This window comes from Marivita sp. (genome assembly GCF_965656765.1).
Lineage (GTDB): Bacteria > Pseudomonadota > Alphaproteobacteria > Rhodobacterales > Rhodobacteraceae > Marivita.
Genome location: NZ_CBFHLV010000065.1, coordinates 1 through 18,670, shown reverse-complemented (window position 1 = coordinate 18,670; position 18,670 = coordinate 1). Strand labels below are relative to the sequence as shown.

The window sequence follows — 18,670 nt, the reverse complement described above, 5'->3', positions numbered from 1 at the left end:
CCGCACCGAAATCGGCCCCATCGCATCCCCGGATGTCATCCAATGGGCCCCCGGCCTGCCAAAAACCCGATCCGGCAAAATCATGCGCCGCATCCTGCGCAAAATCGCCGAGAACGACACAGGCTCCTTGGGCGACACCTCCACACTCGCTGACCCCTCCGTCGTCGATGACCTCATCGAAAACCGCATGAATAAAGGGTGATGGCAATGGACGGAAGCACAACACCGACAACCGCCCCTGTCCTCATCTTGCTTGGCCCCCCGGGGGCCGGCAAAGGCACACAAGCCCGGATGCTGGAAGAGCAATTCGGCCTTGTCCAGTTAAGCACCGGCGATCTGCTGCGAGCGGCTGTGGCCAACGGCACGGACGCGGGCAAACAGGCCAAAGCGGTCATGGAAGCGGGCGACCTCGTGAGCGACGACATCGTCATCGCCATTCTGCGCGACCGGTTGGCCGATGCAGATTGCGCGCGCGGTGTGATCCTTGACGGGTTCCCGCGCACCACCGTTCAGGCCAAAGCACTGGATACCTTGCTGGCCGAATGCGGGCAAAAAATCGATGCCGCCATCAGCCTGGATGTCGATGATGCCGCAATGGTGGATCGGATTTCTGGCCGTTTCACCTGTGGCGGATGCGGCGAAGGCTATCACGACAGCTTCAAGGCACCTTCGATCGAAGGCCAGTGCGACAAGTGCCAAAGCACTGATTTCAAACGCCGCGCCGATGACAACGCAGAAACTGTGGCTGCCCGGCTTGTTGCATATCATGCACAGACTGCGCCGTTGATCGCATTCTACGACGCACAGGGCGCTCTTGCCCGGGTCGATGCGATGGGGGCCATTGACGATATCGCCAAACAGCTTGGTACGATTGTCGAAAAGGCCACCGTCTAGGCGGTTGCCACCTGCGGCCATAGCGCCGCGACACATGGGACACGTTTCCCCGCATCAGCGGGGCACGTCAACGGAGGAAGAGGAGGACCCGCTATGGCGGACCAAAAAACTCAATCAGCGCAGGCTGCCGGAAAGTCCGACGCGGGCTACTGGGCAGCGAATGTGCGCATCATTCTGGTGAGCCTGGTGATCTGGGCCATCTGTTCTTTCGGGTTCGGCATTTTGCTGCGCCCGATGCTGGCAGGTATTTCCGTCGGTGGGACCGACCTTGGTTTCTGGTTCGCCCAGCAAGGATCGATCCTCGTCTTTTTGGCGCTGATCTTTTTCTACGCCTGGCGGATGAACAAGCTGGATAAAGAATACGGCGTCGAGGAGGAATAAGAGCAATGGATCAGTTTACAATCAACCTGCTCTTTGTGGGCGCGTCATTCGCGCTTTACATCGGCATCGCCATTTGGGCCCGCGCTGGGTCAACTTCGGAATTCTACGCCGCTGGTCGCGGCGTACACCCGGTCACCAACGGTATGGCGACAGCGGCGGACTGGATGTCTGCGGCCTCGTTCATCTCGATGGCGGGCCTGATTGCCTTTACCGGCTACGACAACTCAACCTTCCTTATGGGTTGGACCGGTGGTTACGTGCTTTTGGCGCTGTTGCTGGCCCCGTACCTGCGGAAGTTTGGCAAGTTCACAGTGTCCGAATTCATCGGCGACCGCTTCTATAGCCCGACCGCGCGTATGGTTGCGGTGATCTCGTTGCTGGTGGCATCGCTGACCTACGTGATCGGTCAGATGACCGGTGTGGGCGTGGCCTTTGGCCGCTTCCTTGAGGTTAGCAACACAGCCGGTCTGTTGATCGGTGCCTGTGTGGTGTTTGCCTACGCGGTGTTCGGCGGCATGAAGGGTGTGACATACACGCAGGTTGCGCAGTATGTCGTGCTGATCATGGCATATACCATTCCCGCCGTGTTCATCTCGTTGCAGTTGACCGGCAACCCGATCCCGGGTCTGGGTCTTTTTGGCACGGATGTGGAAAGCGGTATGCCGCTGCTCCAGAAGCTGGACCAGATCGTGGCCGAGCTTGGGTTCAACGAATACACGGCGCATCATGGCGACACGTTCAACATGGTTTTGTTCACCTTGTCGCTGATGATTGGTACCGCCGGTCTGCCGCACGTGATCATGCGCTTCTTTACCGTTCCGCGGGTGGCTGACGCCCGTTGGTCCGCGGGTTGGGCGCTGGTTTTCATCGCATTGCTCTACCTCACAGCCCCAGCTGTAGGTGCGATGGCACGCCTGAACATCACCGAACAGTTCTGGCCAAATGGCACGAGCGGTGAGGCCGTGAGCGTCGAGACCATCGAATCCGATCCAGCCTATGACTGGATGGCAACATGGCAGCAAACCGGCCTTCTGGGCTGGGAAGACAAGAACGGCGACGGTCGCATCCAGTACTATAACGATGCAAGTCCCGCGATGCAGGAACGTGCCACAAGCGAAGGCTGGGAAGGCAACGAGCTGACCAACTTCAACCGTGACATCCTGGTTCTTGCCAATCCCGAGATTGCGAACCTGCCATCCTGGGTAATCGGCCTCGTGGCGGCGGGTGGCCTTGCGGCAGCCCTGTCCACGGCGGCGGGTCTTCTGCTGGCGATTTCTTCGGCGGTGTCGCACGACCTGATCAAAGGACAGTTGAACCCCGGCATCTCGGAAAAGGGCGAACTTCTGTCTGCCCGGATCGCGATGGCGGTGGCGATTGCCGTGGCAACTTATCTGGGCCTGAACCCTCCGGGTTTTGCGGCGCAAACGGTGGCCTTGGCCTTTGGTCTGGCGGCGGCGTCGATCTTCCCGGCACTGATGATGGGCATCTTTACCAAGGTGAACAACAAAGGTGCAGTTGCGGGTATGCTGTCCGGCTTGATCATTACGCTGATCTACATCTTCCTGCACAAGGGCTGGTTCTTTGTTCCTGACACCAACAGCTTTACCGATGCCGATCCGCTGCTTGGCACGATCAAGTCGACAAGCTTTGGCGCGGTTGGTGCCATGATCAACTTTGCGGTGGCATTTACCGTATCCAAGATGACAGCCCCGATCCCGCAAGAGATCGAAGAGCTGGTCGAAAGCGTGCGCGTTCCCCGTGGCGCAGGCGCGGCTCAGGACCACTAAGCCAACAGGAGGCGCCGCAATGACGGCGCACCCCTGACAACGCGGTCCCGCGCCGGCATTCCGGGGCGGGACTTTTTATTAAAGACAACAGGTCACCCCATGACACTTGACCCCCATTCGATTGTACAGTTCCTGTCCGCCATCCATCCCTATGACACGATGGAACCGGCAGCGTTGCAGACGTTGATCGACGCGTTCGAGGTCCGGACCGTTTCCGAAAACGAGATGATTTACGCACTCAACGCACCGCTTGAAGGGCTGTTCGTGGTCTATCGTGGTGACGTTGAAATTCGCGATGAACATGACGTGCCTATTTCTCTCTTGGGGCCACGCAATTCCTTTGGAGAACGCGGATTGCTGCGCGAGGGCGACAGCCTGACCTCGGCGCAGGCGGTGACGGACACAACATTGCTGATCCTGCCTGCCGCGCGGTTTCATCAGGCAATGAACGAAGACCCGGCCTTTCGACGGTTCTTTGACCGCAGTCGGACGGAAAAGCCAAACAAGGCAAGTTTGGCCACCACAAAGGTAGAGGCGCTCATGGCGACAACGCCGCTCACCTGCCCCCCCATGACCGACGTCCAAACCGCCGCACGGATGATGCGCGATGCGCGCGTGTCGTCGATCTGCGTAGCCGATGCGGACAGCCTTCAAGGCATCGCAACGATCCGCGACCTGTCGGGCAAAGTGGTTGGCAACGGTTTGCCATTCGACACGCCGATCACCAAGATCATGACCCCTGATCCGGTCACCCTGCCCCCGTCGGCCATTGGGTCTGATGTGCTGCATATGATGATGGAACGGCGGATTGGGCATATCCCCGTGTGCCAAGGAGACAAGCTCGTCGGCATTGTGACACAAACCGACCTGACGCGATTTCAGGCGGTCAGCTCAGCAGAGCTGGTGTCCGAAATCGCCCATGCGAACAGTGCCGAAGAGATGGCTGTCGTCACACGGCGCATACCGCAGTTGTTGGGGCAACTGGTGGCGGGTGGCAACCGTCACGAAGTTATAACACGGTTGATCACTGACGTTGCCGACACTGCAACGCGACGCCTTCTCGCCTTGGCCGAAAAGCAGCTTGGTGTGCCGCCGGTGCCGTATCTTTGGCTCGCCTGCGGATCACAGGGCCGGCAGGAACAAACCGGTGTCAGCGATCAGGACAATTGTCTGTTTCTTGACGACAGCGCAACCGAGGCTGACATGCCCTATTTCGAAGCGCTTGCGCGGTTCGTCTGTGACGGGCTGGACACCTGCGGCTATGTCTATTGCCCCGGTGACATGATGGCGACCAATCCCCGCTGGAGGCAGCCTATACGCGTGTGGCGCGAGTATTTCGCAGGATGGATCAAAACGCCCTCGCCTGAGGCACAGATGTTGGCCAGCGTCATGTTCGACCTGCGCCCCATCGGCGGTGCGACACGCCTGTTCGAGGATTTGCAGGCCGAGACACTACGCAAGGCTGCGGCCAATTCGATTTTTGTGGCACATATGGTGTCAAACTCTCTTAAGCACACCCCGCCCTTGGGCCTTCTGCGCGGGTTCGCGACGATCCGTTCGGGTGAGCACAAGAACATGATTGACCTCAAGCACAATGGCGTCGTTCCGGTTGTGGATTTGGGCCGCATCTATGCGCTTCAGGGTAAGTTGACGGCGGTGAACACCGCAGCGCGGCTGGAGGCAGCGGTTGCTGCAGGTGTCCTCAGCGGCTCTGGTGGTCAGGATCTTCGCGATGCCTATGATCTCATCGCCGAAACGCGGCTGGACCATCAGGCAGCGCAAGTGCGTGCTGGCGTCATGCCGGACAATTTTTTAAGCCCAACTGATTTGTCGGATTTTGAGCGAAGTCATCTGCGGGATGCATTCGTCGTGATAAAGTCGCTGCAATCGGCAGTGGGGCACGGGCGCGGCATGTTAAGCTGACGCGCATCGTTTGGGAGGACGACCTATGTTTTTGGAACTGATCGCGGTGATCGTGGCCGGTATTGCCGGAGCCGGTGTCATGATGCTCATCGCACGCGCTGCGGGAGGACGGGTTCCCAAGTGGTTGATTCCCGTGGCCGCCGGCGCCGCAATGCTGGGTACGACAATCAGCAGCGAATACAGTTGGTTTTCACGTACCTCGGACGCGTTGCCGGATGGATTGGAAGTGGTTCAAACCGCCGAAAGTACCGCGTTTTACCGACCTTGGACGTATCTGGCGCCATATATCGACCGCTTTATCGCGCTTGATACCGGGAATGTACGCGCCAACACCGAAGATACGGCGCTGTTTATGGCCGATATCTATTTCTTCCGACGCTGGGGCACGGTGCAGTCCGTTGAACTGATGGTGAATTGTGACACCGGCCAACGCGCCGATCCCGCTTTTGGTGATGGCGGTGATCCGGTGTGGCGCGATACAACCGCGGGCGACCCGATTGTCAGCGGCGTCTGTGGCAAGGGGTAAGGCAATGTTGTCAACTCTCAGCCTGCGACTGCGCATTTTTCTTTTCTTCTGCCTCTTGGGCTTTGGCAGTCTGGCTTCGGTCGGGGTGGCGCTATGGTTCGGTTATGGCCGCGCCGTTGAGACGACGACCACCAATGGCTTTACCTTTGCCGCGATCTTGTCCGCGTTTCTGATCCTTGGGCTGACGGTGACCATCTGGCTTTTATTCGATGAAAACGTCGCCAAACCGATTGAACGGCTGGCTTCGCAAATGCGCACCCGCGCCCATGCCGGAGTAGATGGCGCATTCGACATTCAAACCGCACGTTATCTGGGCGACCTTGCGCCTGCGGCGTCGGCGGTGGCGCAGCAACTCAATGAAACCGCGCTGACCACAGCGCAGGCGATTGCCTCTGAAACCACGCGCCTGACTGCTGAAAAAGCCCGTCTGACCGCACTTTTGACAGAAATCCCAGTGGCCACCGTTCTTGTCGGGCCAAGCGGGCAGATTGTGCTCTATGACGGGCAAGCCGCCGAAGTGCTGGCACAGTTGGGCGTGCCCCGTCTGAACGCGCAAATCACCGAATATTTTGACACCAAAAGCCTTGGTGCCGCAGTCAGCAAACTGGGGCGGACCGGCATGGATGTGGAGTTCACCGCACAGTCTCAGGACCGGACACAGAGCTTTGACACCAAGCTCAAACCGATGGATGGCGGCGGCTACCTGATGGTGATCGACAGCCAAACTCTTGAGATTTCGCCGGATGCGGCGCGACCGCTTGTGTACGACTTTGACCTGCTCGAACAGCGCCGGGGCGCCGCCGAGATGGACATCCTTGACCAACCTATCAGCAGCCTGTGCTTTTCTGTCTTTGACACGGAAACAACGGGCTTGTTGCCCCACAAAGATGATGTGGTGCAATTGGGCGCGGTGCGCGTGTTGAACGGGCGGATCATCGAGGGCGAGTTGATCAACCAGTTGGTCGATCCCGGGCGTCCGATCCCCCCTGCCTCGACCAAGGTGCATAAGGTGACGGATGCGATGGTCCGAGGACAGCCGGATATTCACACCGTTGCCAAACGCTTTCACGACTTTTCCCGCGAGGCCGTGATCGTTGCGCATAATGCACCATTCGACATGGCTTTTTTGCACCGTCACGCCAAAGACACCGGGGTCACATGGGATCATCCGATCCTCGATACCGTGCTGTTGTCTGCCGTCCTGTTCGGCGCAAGCGAACGGCACACTTTGGATGCTTTGTGCGACCGGCTAAGTGTCACGATCCCAACCGAGCTGCGGCATACCGCGCTTGGTGATGCCCGCGCAACCGCCGAAGTACTGGTCAAAATGCTGCCGATGTTGGACGCGCGCGGCCTGACCACATTTGGTCAAGTGATCGAGGAGACGCGCCGCCATGGCCGCCTCCTCGAGGATCTTAACTAAGCGGCACCTTCTTGCGCAGGGTGCTGCGCGTGATGGCGAAGACGGTCACAAAGGTCAGGAACCAGAAGAACCACGTGATTGGCCCCCGGAACAAGACGCTCGGATCGCTGCCCGACATCAGCATCGACTGACGGAAATTGTCCTCAAGCAATGGTCCAAGAATGAACGCGATCAGAAATGGGGCTGCCGGGATGCGATTGCGCATCATGATATAGCCGACCCATCCCATGACGAACATCACACCCACGTCAAAGATGTTGTTGTTCACCGCAAACACGCCGTAAATGCACAACACCAGAACGGCAGGCATCAACAAACGCTTTGGAACATCCGCCACAAACTTGAACCCTCGGATCGCGACAGAACCGACAAATAGCAAGAACACCGAGCTGACGATCAGGCCAATGAACAGGCCATAGATAATGTCCACGTTCAGGATGAACATCATCGGTCCCGGCTGAAGCCCATGCACCATGAACGCGCCAATAATGATCGCGGTGATCACGTCGCCCGGCACGCCGAGTGCGAGCAGCGGGATCAAGGTTGCCCCTGCCACACCGTTATTTCCCGCCTCCGAGGCCGCGACGCCTTCGATTTCGCCCTTGCCGAAGTTGGCCTTGTTCTTGGAGGTGCGTCGCGCTTCGGAATAGCTGAGAAACGCGGAGGGAGCGGCACCGATACCGGGGATCGACCCAAGGAAGACGCCGATCATGCTGCCCCGAATGATGCTTTTGAAACTGCCAACGTAGTCCGCCCACGAGCATCGCGATTTACCCAAGGCGCGGGTGCGCCCAAGATGCGCGACCGGGTTCCACGCCATTGAGATGATTTCGGGAATGGCAAACAGACCGATCAACACAGCGATAAAATTCAGACCGCCCATCATATTCGGGTCGCCAAACGTGAAGCGGTTGGTACCGTAGACCAGATCCAGCCCGACGGTCGCCAAAAGCAAGCCAGCCAAGGCAGACAACGCGCCGCGCAGCAGGCTTTCGCCTGATACACCCGCGATGATGGTCAACGAAAACAAGATCAGCGTGAAAAATTCAGGCGGACCAAAATTCAATGCAAAGGACGCCAGCCATCCAGCAAAAAGGATCAGTGCAAGGTTCGACACAAAGTCTGCCGTGCACGACGCATAAAGCGCCATCCCCAAAGCGCGCCCCGCCTCGCCGCGTTCGGCCATCGGGTGGCCATCAAGGATGGTCGCTGACGATGCAGGCGTGCCGGGCGTTTTGATGAGAATGGCGGGGATCGACCCACCAAAGATACCGCCCTTGTAGACGCCCAGCAAAAGCAGGATCGCGTTGATTGGCGTCATGGAAAAGGTGAAGGGCAGCGTCAGGGCAACCGCCATTGTCGCGGACAATCCGGGGATAGCGCCAGCGACGACGCCCACAACCAGACCGCAGAACAACATGAAAAACGCTTCGACGTTGCCGACAAGCGCGAGACCGGCGGCGAGGGAATCCAACAAGCTCATGGCAGCCTCACAAAGTTACCCTGCGGGATCGCCACCCCGGCCACATGGGCGAAAAAGGCATAGAGCAGCAATGGCACGATCAATGCGCAGACAACGGCCGCAATCGGGTGTCGCGTACGGAAGAGAAACGCGCAGGCCGCAAAGGCCAGCATCGCCGTCCAAACCATGCCCAGCCGCGGTAGGCCAAACATCACCAGTACCATGATCACAGCCAATGCACCCAGCCGCATCCACGGTGTAGAGCCTTCGGAGTGCAGGGTGTCTTCGTCCTCGAAGGGCGTGTCCTCTGCGCTGGTCAGCGCATTGAACAACAGTCCAACACCGATGACCCCGGTCAGCCCGGCCAACACGTAAGGCCAGAAGAGCGGCGACAGAATGATGTTGCCGACATTCGACGGGGAAAAGACGAAATTCGGAATGGCGTAAAGAACGAGGAAAAGCGCCATTAGGGACACGATGATCCCAAGGCGCAGATGCAAGGATTTCTGTGACATGGACAGGGCCGCTCCAGAGGTGGAAACGCCGAGGCCCAAAGGCCCCGGCGCGTATTAAGTCAGGTCAGAAAATCGGGATCAGCCCTCGATCCGCATTCCCAATTCATCTACCAGAGCTTTGAACGTGTTGTACTGTTCGTCGATGAACGCGTTGGCGGCTGCCGGGTCCATCAGTTCAATCACTGACCCACGCTTTTCCATCGAGGTACGGAATGTCTCGTCGGCGGTTGCCGCAGCCATCCATTCACCCCACTTCGCCGCAACATCGTCCGGCAATCCATCAGGACCTGCGATGCCTGTCCAGCCGACAAGCTGGTTCAGGTTCGGCTTGCCAAGATCGTTTGCAGTCGGCGCATCAAAACCAATAACGGGCTCTGCCGTGGTGACCATCAGCGGCTTAAGCTGATCGTTGGCCACAAAGCTCGCCAATGCGGACGAGTTGGTGCAGAGGAAGGTCGCGGTGCCGTTCAAAACAGCCGTTGCCGCAGCACCACCGCCCTGCTGGGGAATGTGGGTTGCCTGACCCAGCGGGTCTTCGACACCGAACTCACTGAGCACCATCGCGCCCGCAAGGTGCAAGAGCGAACCAACGCCGGACGAGCTGTAGCTGACGCCGCCTTCATTCACCTTGGCAATCAGATCGTCCATCGAGTCGATACCGCTGTCAGGGCGCACCACGCACGCGACGGGGTTGATTTCGTACACGGTCACAAAGCGGAAATCGTCCAGGGTGTAAGGCAGCGTGGCCTTCATCGCCGGGTTTACCGAATGCGATCCGACACGTGCAAAGAGCATCGTGTAGCCGTCAGGATTGGCGTTCTGCACCGCAACCGACCCGGTAGCACCGCCTGCGCCTGTGACGTTCGCCATGACCAGCGCTTCGCCAACAGCAGTGCCGAGCGGCTCTGCAATGGTGCGTGCGGAAATGTCTGTCGCGCCACCCGCGCCGTAGGGGATGATCATATTGATCGGGCGTTCCGGGTACTCTGCCATAGCAGCCCCCGCCATCAAACCCACGCCGAGTGCCAATACAGAACCAAATGTCCGTAGTTTCATAGTCTCCTCCCAATTTATGTTCCGGCCCTGGTACGGGCTCTTGACTCACGTTAACCTTAAGCAGAGCTTTAACGAAGAAATAAAAAATTACACGTTCTGTAAGCAAAACACGCATAAACCACCGAATGTCCATCAGATTGCTCAAAACGCTGGTCGCGGTTGCGGACCACAAAACCTTCAGCGCGGCGGCGGATGCGGTGTTTATCACTCATGCGGCGGTCAGCCAGCAGATGCGCACACTTGAGGCCGATTTGGGTATTCCCCTGTTCGATCGCAGTCATCGCACACCTGAGTTGACACCGTTGGGTCGCGCCGTCGTGGCGAGAGCCCGCACATTGGTGATGGACTATGATAATCTGGTGCCGTCTGTGCTGGGCGATGACGGGCTGAAGGGTGAGGTCGAACTGGGTGCTGTGCCGACCACACTGATTGGTCTCGCGCCCCTATCCATGTCGATCCTGCGCGGCAAATATCCTGACTTGCGCGTGCGCATCCGCCCTGCCCTGACGGCAGCGCTATTGTCTGGCATCGATCGCGGGAACTATGACGTGGCCATCGTCACTAAACCAGTTTTGATGCCGCCGGGCATGGTATTTCTAGAGATCGCGGACGAGCCGCTACACCTGATCACCGGCAGCGAAGTCATGGAAACGGATCCAATCAAGATACTGGAAACACGGCCCTTTATTCGTTTCAATCGCGATGCCGTGGTTGGGACCCAGATTGAAACATGGCTTCAAACCAACAATATCCGCGTCAGTGAGGCAATGGAGTTGGAAAACCTCGAAGCGATATCAAGCATGGTGCATGCCAATCTTGGTGTGTCGATTGTGCCCCGATCCTGCGTGAGCAACGCATACGCTTTGCCCCTGAACCACCTTGAACTGAGCGGCGACGCCCCGATCCGAAAACTCGGGCTGGCACACAGCAAAGAGCACCCAAAACTACGCGTGATCGAAGAGATACACGCGGCCCTCCTGCGGGCCGTAATCGAAAACCCGCCGTCCCAGATATCCGCCCCAATCACAGGCGCTGCATGACCTTCGAAGCCATTCTATTCATTACGCTTGGCGCCATGGCAGGCGGATTCGTCAACGGGTTGGCTGGGACAGGCACCGCCCTGTTCGCGCTTGGTTTTTTCCTTGTCGCACTCGACCCGGTCAGTGCTGTGGCCATCGTAGCACTGATGTCAGTCACCACAGGCCTGCAAGGACTATGGGTGGTTCGCGAGGCGCTGACGCGGAATGTTCCACGCCTTTTGCGGTTCATCATTCCCGGATTATTGGGCGTCCCGGTTGGGATTTCGCTTCTTTCCTTTATTGATGCCGACACTCTCAAACTGATCATCGGCGTGCTGTTGATCGTCTATGGCGGGTTCTTCAGTTTCCGCTCCAATCTACCTAAATTCGAACGCCGCACGCCGGTGTTGGATTCTGCAATTGGTCTTTCAGGTGGCATCCTTGGTGGGATGGCGTCGCTGTCGGGGGCATTGCCAGTGATCTGGTGTTCCATGCGGCCATGGCCCAAAGCGGAAACCCGCGCTGTGTTGCAGCCTTTCAATGTCAGCGTCCTGTTTACCACCACCGTCATGCTTTGGTGGCGCGGGGCCTATACATCAACAGCACTCACCGCCTTTCTGATCGCGCTGCCCACGTCACTCATCGCCGCGCAAATAGGGATTGCGGTCTTTCGCCGTGTCTCAGACAACATTTTCAGACGTCTGCTGATTGGTCTGTCCCTGCTTTTGGGCTTGGGCATCTTGATCCGCGCGCTGGTTTAGACAGTATCCGATAAGGAGGATCTCGCGTGCTTACACTTTACTATGCCAAAGACAGCTCGGCCTTGGCGTCTCATATCCTATTGGAAGAGGTTGGCGCAGACTATGCCGCACATGAAATCCCGATTGCACACGGTGCACATCACGAGGCGTCGTTTCTCAAGATCAACCCGAAAGCTCGGGTGCCGGCCCTGGCCACACCGAATGGCGTGATCACTGAAAACCCAGCCATCCTAACCTACGTTGCGGCCACACATCCGCAAGCGCACATGCTGCCGGAAACACCTTTTGAACGGGCCGAGGCCGACGCGCTGAATGCCTTTCTTTGTGCCACAATGCATGTCGCATTTGCCCATAAGCTACGGGGCTCTCGCTGGACCGACGATCCCGAAGCGCAAGAGGCGCTCAAGGTCAAGGTTGCAGCGAATGTGGCGGACTGCGCGCAGGTGCTTGAGACGCACCACATCAAGGGTCCGTGGGCGATGGGTGACCCGTATACGCTGTGCGATGCCTATCTGTTTCTTGCACCACGCTGGATGGCCAAGGCTGGTGTCGATCTGTCCGACTATCCAAAGCTGGAAGCGCATCACGAGGCGATGCTGAAACGTCCCGCGACCCTAGCCGTGATGGCAGTACACGGTCTGTAGACTCATGCCACCACAGGTGCAGGCTGGCCGTCGATCATCACGTTGACGCAGGCCGGTTTGCCCGACGCAATCGCTTGGCGCAGCGTATCGGTTAGGTCTTCTACCTTGGTCACATAAGCGCCAAAGCCGCCCAACGCGGCCACCGCTTGGTCATAGCGCGCTTCGCCAAGGCCGCAGCCATGTGTTCGATCGGCGCCAAAGTCACGTACCTGGATTTGGTGCTCTGCGTTCCATCGCAGGTCGTTGCCGATGATCGCCACAAACGGCAGATTTTCCCGGATCGCAGTTTCGAACTCGGCAAAGTGAAACCCGGCTGTGCCGTCCCCCATCATCGCAATGACAGTCGCATTCGGGTTTGCCGCCCGTGCGGCCATGGCATAGCAAAGCCCTCCGCCGATAGCACCGGACACCCCATTGATGATCCGGCTGGGCGCTGTCACTCCAGCCTGTGCCCATTGGCCGAATTCACCGCCGTCACATACCAAAACCGGGGCGGCCACATCTTCAAGCGCCGTTTGAACTGCTGAACTGATGTCATTGGGATGTATAACACCTTGCCCAAAAGTATCGTCCCGTTTGGCACAGGCCGCGTAAACAGTCTCACACCATGTGCCATCCCGATCAGACGCCCCCCCCGCCGCCAATCCACGCGCCACATCCACCGGGTCTGCCATGAGGCTTTGGGTCAACCGCTCGGCGCAATTGCCACGCGCGCGGGATATCTCGTCGCGGTCGGCATTGACGACACCCCATCCGGCCTTGGACGCAGCCGCGCCGAATTTCAGAGTAAAGTCGAGCGGCTTGCCCAGCAAAAGCACGCGATCCGCATCAGCAAAGACCGACGCCAATGCCCCAAGCGACGGATCCTTGAGCCCCCTCGGGCTTTCCATCACGACCACCGGTGCGCCAGTGGACCGCTCCAGTCGGGTTGCCAAATCCGGCTGTCGCGTGGCGTTCAGGGCCGGGCCAAGCACAACAATCGGGCGCTGCGCGGCATCAAGCCAGTCGCGCAAGCCCGCGACATTAGTCGGATCTGTCGCCTGTGCCGGGCCTGCCTGCGACATGACCGTTTCAGCCATAAGCACATCGGCAGGCAAGGACACGTGCACTGGTCCGGGCCGCCCCTCCAGCGCAACGCGAGCCGCTTTTGTAATCACCTCGACCAGATCATCAGCTCGGCTAACCCTTACAGACCATTTGGTCAGCGATTGGGTTAAACCGACCTGATCCATTTCCTGAAACGCGCCATGCCCGTCGCGGGCCACCGGACTATCACCGCTCAGCAGCAACACCGGCGTGTCCGACGCCCGTGCTGTCAGCAGCGGACCCACCGCATTGCCAAGCCCCGCGCCAGCCGTGACCAACGCCACCCCCAGACCACGCGACAGTTGCGCATAGCCTTCGGCCATATAGACCGCCGCCGCCTCGTGCCGCGTGTGATAAAGCCGTATCCCGGCATCCAGACTGGCATCGAAAAGCGGCATAATCTGGTTGCCCGAAAGCGCAAAGATGTCTTTGACGCCCTGCGCAGCAAGGGTCTGCATGACCACATCCGCACCGCGGGTCATGTCGTAGCCTCGGCCACATGAACCCTGAGGCGATGAACAGAATTGTTGGCAAAACCAGCCATATCGAACGGTGCCTCCAGAGGTTGTGTATTGCCATCCGCATCAGTCGCACGGCAGGCCAATTCGTACACACCGGGCGTTGCCTCCCAGTCGATGCGCCATCCGGTCCAAGCATAGCGGTCTGGTTGGCCGTTGAGTTCTGCGGCGTGCCATGTGCCGCCCAAACAAACCTCGACGCGATCAATTGGCACACCACCGCCTGACCACGCCCGCCCTTCCAGCGTCACGCGCCCCGCCTGCAACCACCGCTGCCGCGTGACCCAGTCGGGCACCCCTGGCGGTTTCATCAGTGACTTGACCCGCATCGTCGTGATCGGCATGCCGGGATCATCTTCGTTTGCGCGCAAGCGGTAGGTCTGCACCTGTTGAAAGCCTTGATACCGTTCAGTCAGCGCTTTGATCTTGGTCAGCCATTTCACCGACGCCATGCCGTACCAGCCCGGCACAATGATCCGCAAAGGTGCCCCGTGTTGCGGTAACAGCGGTTGACCGTTCATGCCCCAAACCAGCAGCACGTCGAGGTCAGCAGCCTGATCCGGCGTCAGGCTGCGGCCAAAGCAATGCGGCTGGCCTTTGTCGAATCCGAAATCCGCTCCGAGGAAGGCGAAATCCTGCACGCCAGTCTGCGGTTTTGCCTTCTCCAACAGCGGTGAAAGCGGTGTTCCGGTCCATTCGGACGTGCCCACCGCCTCGTACATCCAGGGCATCGAGAAACAGCGAGGGCTGACCCCAGCGCGCCCGTTGCCCGCACATTCCAATGTCACGGGTATCGTTTTTTCCGGCAGTGCGCGGATGTCATCCATACTCAACGAAAACGGAGCGTCGAAGGCACCTTCGAAGGTCAGCACATGCGCAGTGTCGTCGAGAACCGGCACATCAAAATGGTTCAACAGATAATGCGTGCCTGTCGGAGTGATATCCAAACCCAAGGTTTCTAACAACGCACCGGAATTCCGGTTGGCCAACGCCACTTCTTCGGGCGAGAATACACCTTCCGTGACATCGGGCCTTTTGGCCCCCGGCGCAAATGGGTTGTTGGTCATATAACCTCGTCCGAGCGGTCATCACTTTCGCCGTAGCGTTTGAGAACCGCTGGCTTGGTGCCTTCGTAAACCCGCTCAATGTTTTCGGCAATCTTGGCATTTTCGCGTTCAAACAGGCAATCGCCGTTCATATCCGAGGCCACGATGAACGGCCCCATCTTGTTGCACTTGATGACCCACATCGCCTGCGCGAGGCCGAGTTCTTCGTTCCAATGCACGGCTTCGACATTCTCAACTCCGCGCCCCAAAAGCGCGCCAGTGCCGTAGCCCACGGTCGATAGGTACACCGCGCCATTCGGGACAAAGTAGGATTTGTAGTCTTTCGAGGTCATGCCGCCCTTGCCGATTATAAGCTTTGCGCCGGTTTTCTCCATCCACTCGGGCAGCCACTTTGCAAAGCGGAACGACGCAGTGGCGGTCACCGCGCCCATGTCAAAACTGCCATCCGAGTTGATCCGTGCGGCAGGAGAGCAGTGAAAGTTGGCGGCACTTTCGGACGGCAACTCCATCGGGATGTTCGCCTGCTCTTCCAATGCGCGCATGTAGACGCCCTCGCGCGCCGTGTACATCAGCCCATCAAGGTACACGATATCGCCCAGCCGAAGCTCTGCAATCGCTTCGGGTGTCGGAGTGGTCGACAATCGGATCTCACGGGGTTTCATGGTGTGACCTTTTCAATCGAATTGGTGACGAAGTCGGCAGTGTGCTGGCCGAGTGTCGGCACCGGATCAAGGCTGTCCAGTCCCCAAGGCGCCGTGAACGGCAGCGCGGGTGCGCGCACCGTCATGCCCAATTGCGGCACCTCCAACGGCAACCACGCGCGGCTGGTGCGCATTTGCGGGTGATCCAATGCCTCTGCCAAAGTACGCACTTTCGAAGCGGGTACATTCGCCACGGACAAGGCGTCCTCCCATGCTTCGGCATCATCTGTCATGAAAATCGCCCGCAAAGTTTCAGCAATTTGGCCATCATCGGTTTCATCGGCCAGATCAGGTCGCCCAAGCACAGCGCACAACCGAATTGCCTGCGCAGGCGTATTGGCTGTGATCACCAGCGCACCATCAGAGGTGTCGAACCGTCCCGAAAACGGTGTGTCCGCAAAAGCGCGGTTACCTTCGAGGCCACGCAGACTGCCAGTTGTTTCATGATGGACCGCATAGGCCCCCATAAAGGTCGTCATCGCATCCAGCATCGACACTGACAGGCACTGCGCCTTGCCCGGTTTGCGGGCCTTTTGCAAAAGTGCTGAAAGAACAGCCGCCAAAAGCGCCTGACCAGCGACATAGTCCACAATGGGCAGGCCAACCCGCATCGGTCCACTGCCGGGCTCGCCAGTCATCGCCATCAAACCGCTGATCCCCTGAAGAATGTGATCATATGCAGGCCGGTCGGACAGAGGCCCGTCGTTGCCATAGCCATTCAGGCTGGCATAAATAGTATCAGCACGACGGGCGCGGATGTCCTCGAACCCAACTCCGAGCCGATCTACAACGCCGGGGCGAAAGTTCTCGACCATCACATCTGCGGTCTCGGCCAGACCAAGCAGGCAATCGCGTTGCGTTGAGTCCTTTAGATCCAGGACAATTGACCGTTTGCCGCTGTTTTGGCTAAGAAATGACGCACCCAGCCCAGCGTCTTTCATCGCTTGGGTGCCGCCATGCCGACGCACAAAGTCATCGCCGTTCGGGCGCTCTACCCGGATGACATCAGCCCCCATCAAGGCCAGTTGTCCCGTCGCATATGGCCCTGCCAACACATGCGTCAGATCAAGCACCCGAACACCTGTCAGGGGGCCATCGCTGATCATTCTGCCGCCTCTTTCATTGGTTCCCAATCAACCGTTTCACGGCGCTGATACGGCGTGAACCAGTCGGGATCGGTGCGGTGTTCAACCCGGCCATCTGGGTAAATCCGCGCCACGGCGCGGCGCGACGACAGACAGAAGGCGTGCACGGACATGGGCATGCCTCCTGTGTGGCAGTAGCCGACTTCTATATTGCAATCGATCACCATGTTCTTTCCGACAAACCCCATAGCGCCCATGCCGATGGAGTTTCCGAGTTCCTTGAACTCGTCCTCCATCTCGGCGATGCGAGGATCAGAATTACGGCTGCCCACGGTGCGCAAAACCGACGCGCGTTTGCCCAGCGTCATGCAGATATCCTTTGAGCCACCAAGCCCGATCCCAATAATCGCTGGCTGACAAGCCAGCCCACGCTTGCCAAAGGCCATAAGGCTGTCGAGGTAAAAGCGCTTGATCCCCTGAATGCCGTCACTCGGGAACAGCATCCGGTAATCGGTGCCGAACAGCCCGCCTTTGTGGACTGTGATCAGGTCGATCCAGTCGCCCTCAGGTTCAAACCCGTATTCGATTTCGGGCGCGCCAATGCCGACATTGTTGTTGTGATCCGTGCGCCATAGCGGATGCACCCGATTGGGGCGTAATGGCACACCATTTGTCGAGGCCGCTGTCGCCCTCCGCAGCGCGGTTTCCAGTGCGCACATGCCGCCTTCAACGGTCGCGTCATTCCCCAGCTTTACGAACCAGCGCGGCACGCCGGTGTCGCCGCACATCGCGCGGCGGTCTTCCTTGGCCGCCTCGTAATTATCGAGCATGGCCTTGAGAACAAAGGACGACAGATCGCCATCTTCGGTCTTTGCGGCTTCTTGAAGCCCCGTCAGATAATCCTCGGGAATTTCAATTGCGGCCTTGTCCATCAGCGTTTCGGCGGTGTTCTGGATCAGGTCTATCGGGATCATTGCGCTGCCACCAATGTCTCAGGCTCCCCATCGGGCAGAACCGTTTCACCTGGACGTACGACGGTAAACTGCACATCCTCGCGGCCCACTTCGACCATGTCGCCCTTTTGCTGCGCGACGGTGAAATAGCTGTCCTCCATCGCGCCGGGATCTGGGAAATCCTCACGGTAATGCGCCCCGCGCGAGTTTTCCCGCGCCAGTGCCGCCTTGGTGATGACCTCGGAAATATCGCAAAGTGACCGAAGGTTCAGCCAATCGTGCCAAGTAAGATTGAACGCCAGATTGTCCGCCGCAACTCCGACGTCCATCAACGCGGCCGAGATATCGTCAATCCGCCCAAGACCACGCTTCAACCCGGCCTCGGTACGCATCACACCAACCTCATCCCACATCGCATCCTGCAGCTGTTTGCGAAGCGGCAGCACCAGCGCGGGATCGCGCGTCAGCGGATGGCATGCACGCATCAGTTCCGCCTCAAGCACAGCCTCATCAGGATCGCGCAGCGCGCCCATAGCGCGAATATCGGTGCCCATGGTATCTCCTGCGATACCGCCATAGACTGTGGAATTTGCCACGCCATTGCCGCCCAACCGGTTCGACCCGTGCGCTCCGCCTGCGTCCTCTCCTGCGACATACAAACCCTCCATAGCAGTACGCGTGTCCACATCAACAACGACACCGCCCATGAAATAATGGGCGGTCGGCACAACCTCCACTTTGCCTGCGGCCAGATCGAAGCCACTGTCGGCGCAGCGCTTGACCATGCCTTTGAATTTTTCGCGCACCATGTCTGGCCCAAGATGGGACATCGAAATGAACACCCCCTCTTGGTCTGGATTGTTGTTCTT

Annotated in this window: 18 protein-coding genes and 1 pseudogene; 10 read left to right on the top strand and 9 right to left on the bottom strand. The window is 58.7% G+C overall.

The genetic code is table 11. The annotated features are described in order from the left end of the window. The 7 genes and pseudogenes from ACTG4M_RS14635 to ACTG4M_RS14605 form a co-directional block, all read left to right on the top strand. Window positions 1-202: pseudogene (locus ACTG4M_RS14635) on the top strand (acetate--CoA ligase); the annotation flags it as partial. Window positions 203-207: 5 nt separating this feature from the next. Continuing rightward, window positions 208-894, top strand: a complete 687-nt coding sequence (locus ACTG4M_RS14630) for an adenylate kinase (protein WP_439124407.1) — start codon at window positions 208-210, stop codon at window positions 892-894. Window positions 895-987: 93 nt separating this feature from the next. Continuing rightward, complete coding sequence (locus tag ACTG4M_RS14625) at window positions 988-1,275, top strand: DUF4212 domain-containing protein (protein WP_439124406.1); 288 nt, start codon at window positions 988-990, stop codon at window positions 1,273-1,275. A 5-nt stretch (window positions 1,276-1,280) separates the two neighbouring features. After that, window positions 1,281-3,062 (top strand): sodium:solute symporter family protein, encoded by a 1,782-nt coding sequence (locus ACTG4M_RS14620; RefSeq protein WP_439124405.1) that lies wholly within the window; start codon window positions 1,281-1,283, stop codon window positions 3,060-3,062. Window positions 3,063-3,161: 99 nt separating this feature from the next. Next, complete coding sequence (locus ACTG4M_RS14615) at window positions 3,162-4,985, top strand: DUF294 nucleotidyltransferase-like domain-containing protein (protein WP_439124404.1); 1,824 nt, start codon at window positions 3,162-3,164, stop codon at window positions 4,983-4,985. Between the two features lie 25 nt (window positions 4,986-5,010). Beyond that, window positions 5,011-5,511 carry a hypothetical protein gene (locus ACTG4M_RS14610; protein ID WP_439124403.1) on the top strand — a complete coding sequence of 167 codons (501 nt, stop codon included), beginning with the start codon at window positions 5,011-5,013 and terminating at the stop codon, window positions 5,509-5,511. Between the two features lie 4 nt (window positions 5,512-5,515). Further along, window positions 5,516-6,934, top strand: a complete 1,419-nt coding sequence (locus tag ACTG4M_RS14605) for an exonuclease domain-containing protein (RefSeq protein ID WP_439124402.1) — start codon at window positions 5,516-5,518, stop codon at window positions 6,932-6,934. Here ACTG4M_RS14605 and ACTG4M_RS14600 read toward each other — a convergent pair. From ACTG4M_RS14600 to ACTG4M_RS14590, 3 genes are all read right to left on the bottom strand, one after another. Continuing rightward, the gene (locus ACTG4M_RS14600; RefSeq protein ID WP_439124401.1) at window positions 6,927-8,417 is read right to left on the bottom strand and encodes a tripartite tricarboxylate transporter permease; all 1,491 of its coding nucleotides are present in this window, start codon (window positions 8,415-8,417) and stop codon (window positions 6,927-6,929) included. The genes ACTG4M_RS14605 and ACTG4M_RS14600 overlap by 8 nt on opposite strands. Beyond that, window positions 8,414-8,911 (bottom strand): tripartite tricarboxylate transporter TctB family protein, encoded by a 498-nt coding sequence (locus tag ACTG4M_RS14595; protein ID WP_439124400.1) that lies wholly within the window; start codon window positions 8,909-8,911, stop codon window positions 8,414-8,416. Before ACTG4M_RS14595 ends, ACTG4M_RS14600 begins: the two co-directional genes overlap by 4 nt. Before the next feature lie 78 nt (window positions 8,912-8,989). Beyond that, window positions 8,990-9,967, bottom strand: coding sequence for a Bug family tripartite tricarboxylate transporter substrate binding protein (locus ACTG4M_RS14590; protein WP_439124399.1), 978 nt, complete (start codon window positions 9,965-9,967; stop codon window positions 8,990-8,992). A 125-nt stretch (window positions 9,968-10,092) separates the two neighbouring features. Between ACTG4M_RS14590 and ACTG4M_RS14585 the strand changes: the two genes are divergently transcribed. Genes ACTG4M_RS14585 through ACTG4M_RS14575 form a run of 3 tightly spaced genes read left to right on the top strand, consistent with a single transcriptional unit; the run spans window position 10,093 to window position 12,391 of the window. After that, on the top strand, window positions 10,093-11,007 hold the full coding sequence (locus tag ACTG4M_RS14585; protein ID WP_439124398.1) for a LysR family transcriptional regulator: 915 nt from the start codon (window positions 10,093-10,095) through the stop codon (window positions 11,005-11,007). Then, on the top strand, window positions 11,004-11,747 hold the full coding sequence (locus tag ACTG4M_RS14580) for a sulfite exporter TauE/SafE family protein (protein ID WP_439124397.1): 744 nt from the start codon (window positions 11,004-11,006) through the stop codon (window positions 11,745-11,747). The genes ACTG4M_RS14585 and ACTG4M_RS14580 overlap by 4 nt, the downstream gene beginning before the upstream one ends. 26 nt (window positions 11,748-11,773) lie before the next feature. Further along, window positions 11,774-12,391, top strand: coding sequence for a glutathione S-transferase family protein (locus ACTG4M_RS14575; protein ID WP_439124396.1), 618 nt, complete (start codon window positions 11,774-11,776; stop codon window positions 12,389-12,391). Window positions 12,392-12,393: 2 nt separating this feature from the next. Here ACTG4M_RS14575 and ACTG4M_RS14570 read toward each other — a convergent pair whose 3' ends face one another. From ACTG4M_RS14570 to ACTG4M_RS14545, 6 genes are all read right to left on the bottom strand, one after another. Further along, window positions 12,394-13,959, bottom strand: a complete 1,566-nt coding sequence (locus ACTG4M_RS14570; RefSeq protein WP_439124395.1) for a thiamine pyrophosphate-binding protein — start codon at window positions 13,957-13,959, stop codon at window positions 12,394-12,396. Further along, window positions 13,956-15,062, bottom strand: a complete 1,107-nt coding sequence (locus ACTG4M_RS14565; RefSeq protein ID WP_439124394.1) for a sulfite oxidase — start codon at window positions 15,060-15,062, stop codon at window positions 13,956-13,958. Before ACTG4M_RS14565 ends, ACTG4M_RS14570 begins: the two co-directional genes overlap by 4 nt. Further along, on the bottom strand, window positions 15,059-15,724 hold the full coding sequence (locus tag ACTG4M_RS14560; RefSeq protein WP_439124393.1) for a fumarate hydratase C-terminal domain-containing protein: 666 nt from the start codon (window positions 15,722-15,724) through the stop codon (window positions 15,059-15,061). The genes ACTG4M_RS14565 and ACTG4M_RS14560 overlap by 4 nt, the downstream gene beginning before the upstream one ends. After that, window positions 15,721-16,869, bottom strand: a complete 1,149-nt coding sequence (locus ACTG4M_RS14555; protein WP_439124392.1) for a CaiB/BaiF CoA transferase family protein — start codon at window positions 16,867-16,869, stop codon at window positions 15,721-15,723. Before ACTG4M_RS14555 ends, ACTG4M_RS14560 begins: the two co-directional genes overlap by 4 nt. After that, the gene (locus ACTG4M_RS14550) at window positions 16,866-17,822 is read right to left on the bottom strand and encodes a fumarate hydratase (RefSeq protein WP_439124391.1); all 957 of its coding nucleotides are present in this window, start codon (window positions 17,820-17,822) and stop codon (window positions 16,866-16,868) included. The genes ACTG4M_RS14555 and ACTG4M_RS14550 overlap by 4 nt, the downstream gene beginning before the upstream one ends. After that, the coding region (locus ACTG4M_RS14545; protein ID WP_439124390.1) for an FAD-binding protein at window positions 17,819-18,670 on the bottom strand (852 nt) is incomplete at its 5' end. The genes ACTG4M_RS14550 and ACTG4M_RS14545, both read right to left, overlap by 4 nt.

Excerpts from the sequence above, each read along its gene's own strand:
- ACTG4M_RS14605 (WP_439124402.1), top strand. The coding sequence starts at position 5,516 with ATGTTGTCAACTCTCAGCCTGCGACTGCGCATTTTTCTTTTCTTCTGC.
- ACTG4M_RS14555 (WP_439124392.1), bottom strand. The coding sequence starts at position 16,869 with ATGATCAGCGATGGCCCCCTGACAGGTGTTCGGGTGCTTGATCTGACG.
- ACTG4M_RS14565 (WP_439124394.1), bottom strand. The coding sequence starts at position 15,062 with ATGACCAACAACCCATTTGCGCCGGGGGCCAAAAGGCCCGATGTCACG.
- ACTG4M_RS14570 (WP_439124395.1), bottom strand. The coding sequence starts at position 13,959 with ATGACCCGCGGTGCGGATGTGGTCATGCAGACCCTTGCTGCGCAGGGC.
- ACTG4M_RS14560 (WP_439124393.1), bottom strand. The coding sequence starts at position 15,724 with ATGAAACCCCGTGAGATCCGATTGTCGACCACTCCGACACCCGAAGCG.
- ACTG4M_RS14620 (WP_439124405.1), top strand. The coding sequence starts at position 1,281 with ATGGATCAGTTTACAATCAACCTGCTCTTTGTGGGCGCGTCATTCGCG.
- ACTG4M_RS14590 (WP_439124399.1), bottom strand. The coding sequence starts at position 9,967 with ATGAAACTACGGACATTTGGTTCTGTATTGGCACTCGGCGTGGGTTTG.
- ACTG4M_RS14610 (WP_439124403.1), top strand. The coding sequence starts at position 5,011 with ATGTTTTTGGAACTGATCGCGGTGATCGTGGCCGGTATTGCCGGAGCC.
- ACTG4M_RS14630 (WP_439124407.1), top strand. The coding sequence starts at position 208 with ATGGACGGAAGCACAACACCGACAACCGCCCCTGTCCTCATCTTGCTT.
- ACTG4M_RS14550 (WP_439124391.1), bottom strand. The coding sequence starts at position 17,822 with ATGATCCCGATAGACCTGATCCAGAACACCGCCGAAACGCTGATGGAC.
- ACTG4M_RS14595 (WP_439124400.1), bottom strand. The coding sequence starts at position 8,911 with ATGTCACAGAAATCCTTGCATCTGCGCCTTGGGATCATCGTGTCCCTA.
- ACTG4M_RS14615 (WP_439124404.1), top strand. The coding sequence starts at position 3,162 with ATGACACTTGACCCCCATTCGATTGTACAGTTCCTGTCCGCCATCCAT.
- ACTG4M_RS14625 (WP_439124406.1), top strand. The coding sequence starts at position 988 with ATGGCGGACCAAAAAACTCAATCAGCGCAGGCTGCCGGAAAGTCCGAC.
- ACTG4M_RS14600 (WP_439124401.1), bottom strand. The coding sequence starts at position 8,417 with ATGAGCTTGTTGGATTCCCTCGCCGCCGGTCTCGCGCTTGTCGGCAAC.
- ACTG4M_RS14580 (WP_439124397.1), top strand. The coding sequence starts at position 11,004 with ATGACCTTCGAAGCCATTCTATTCATTACGCTTGGCGCCATGGCAGGC.
- ACTG4M_RS14585 (WP_439124398.1), top strand. The coding sequence starts at position 10,093 with ATGTCCATCAGATTGCTCAAAACGCTGGTCGCGGTTGCGGACCACAAA.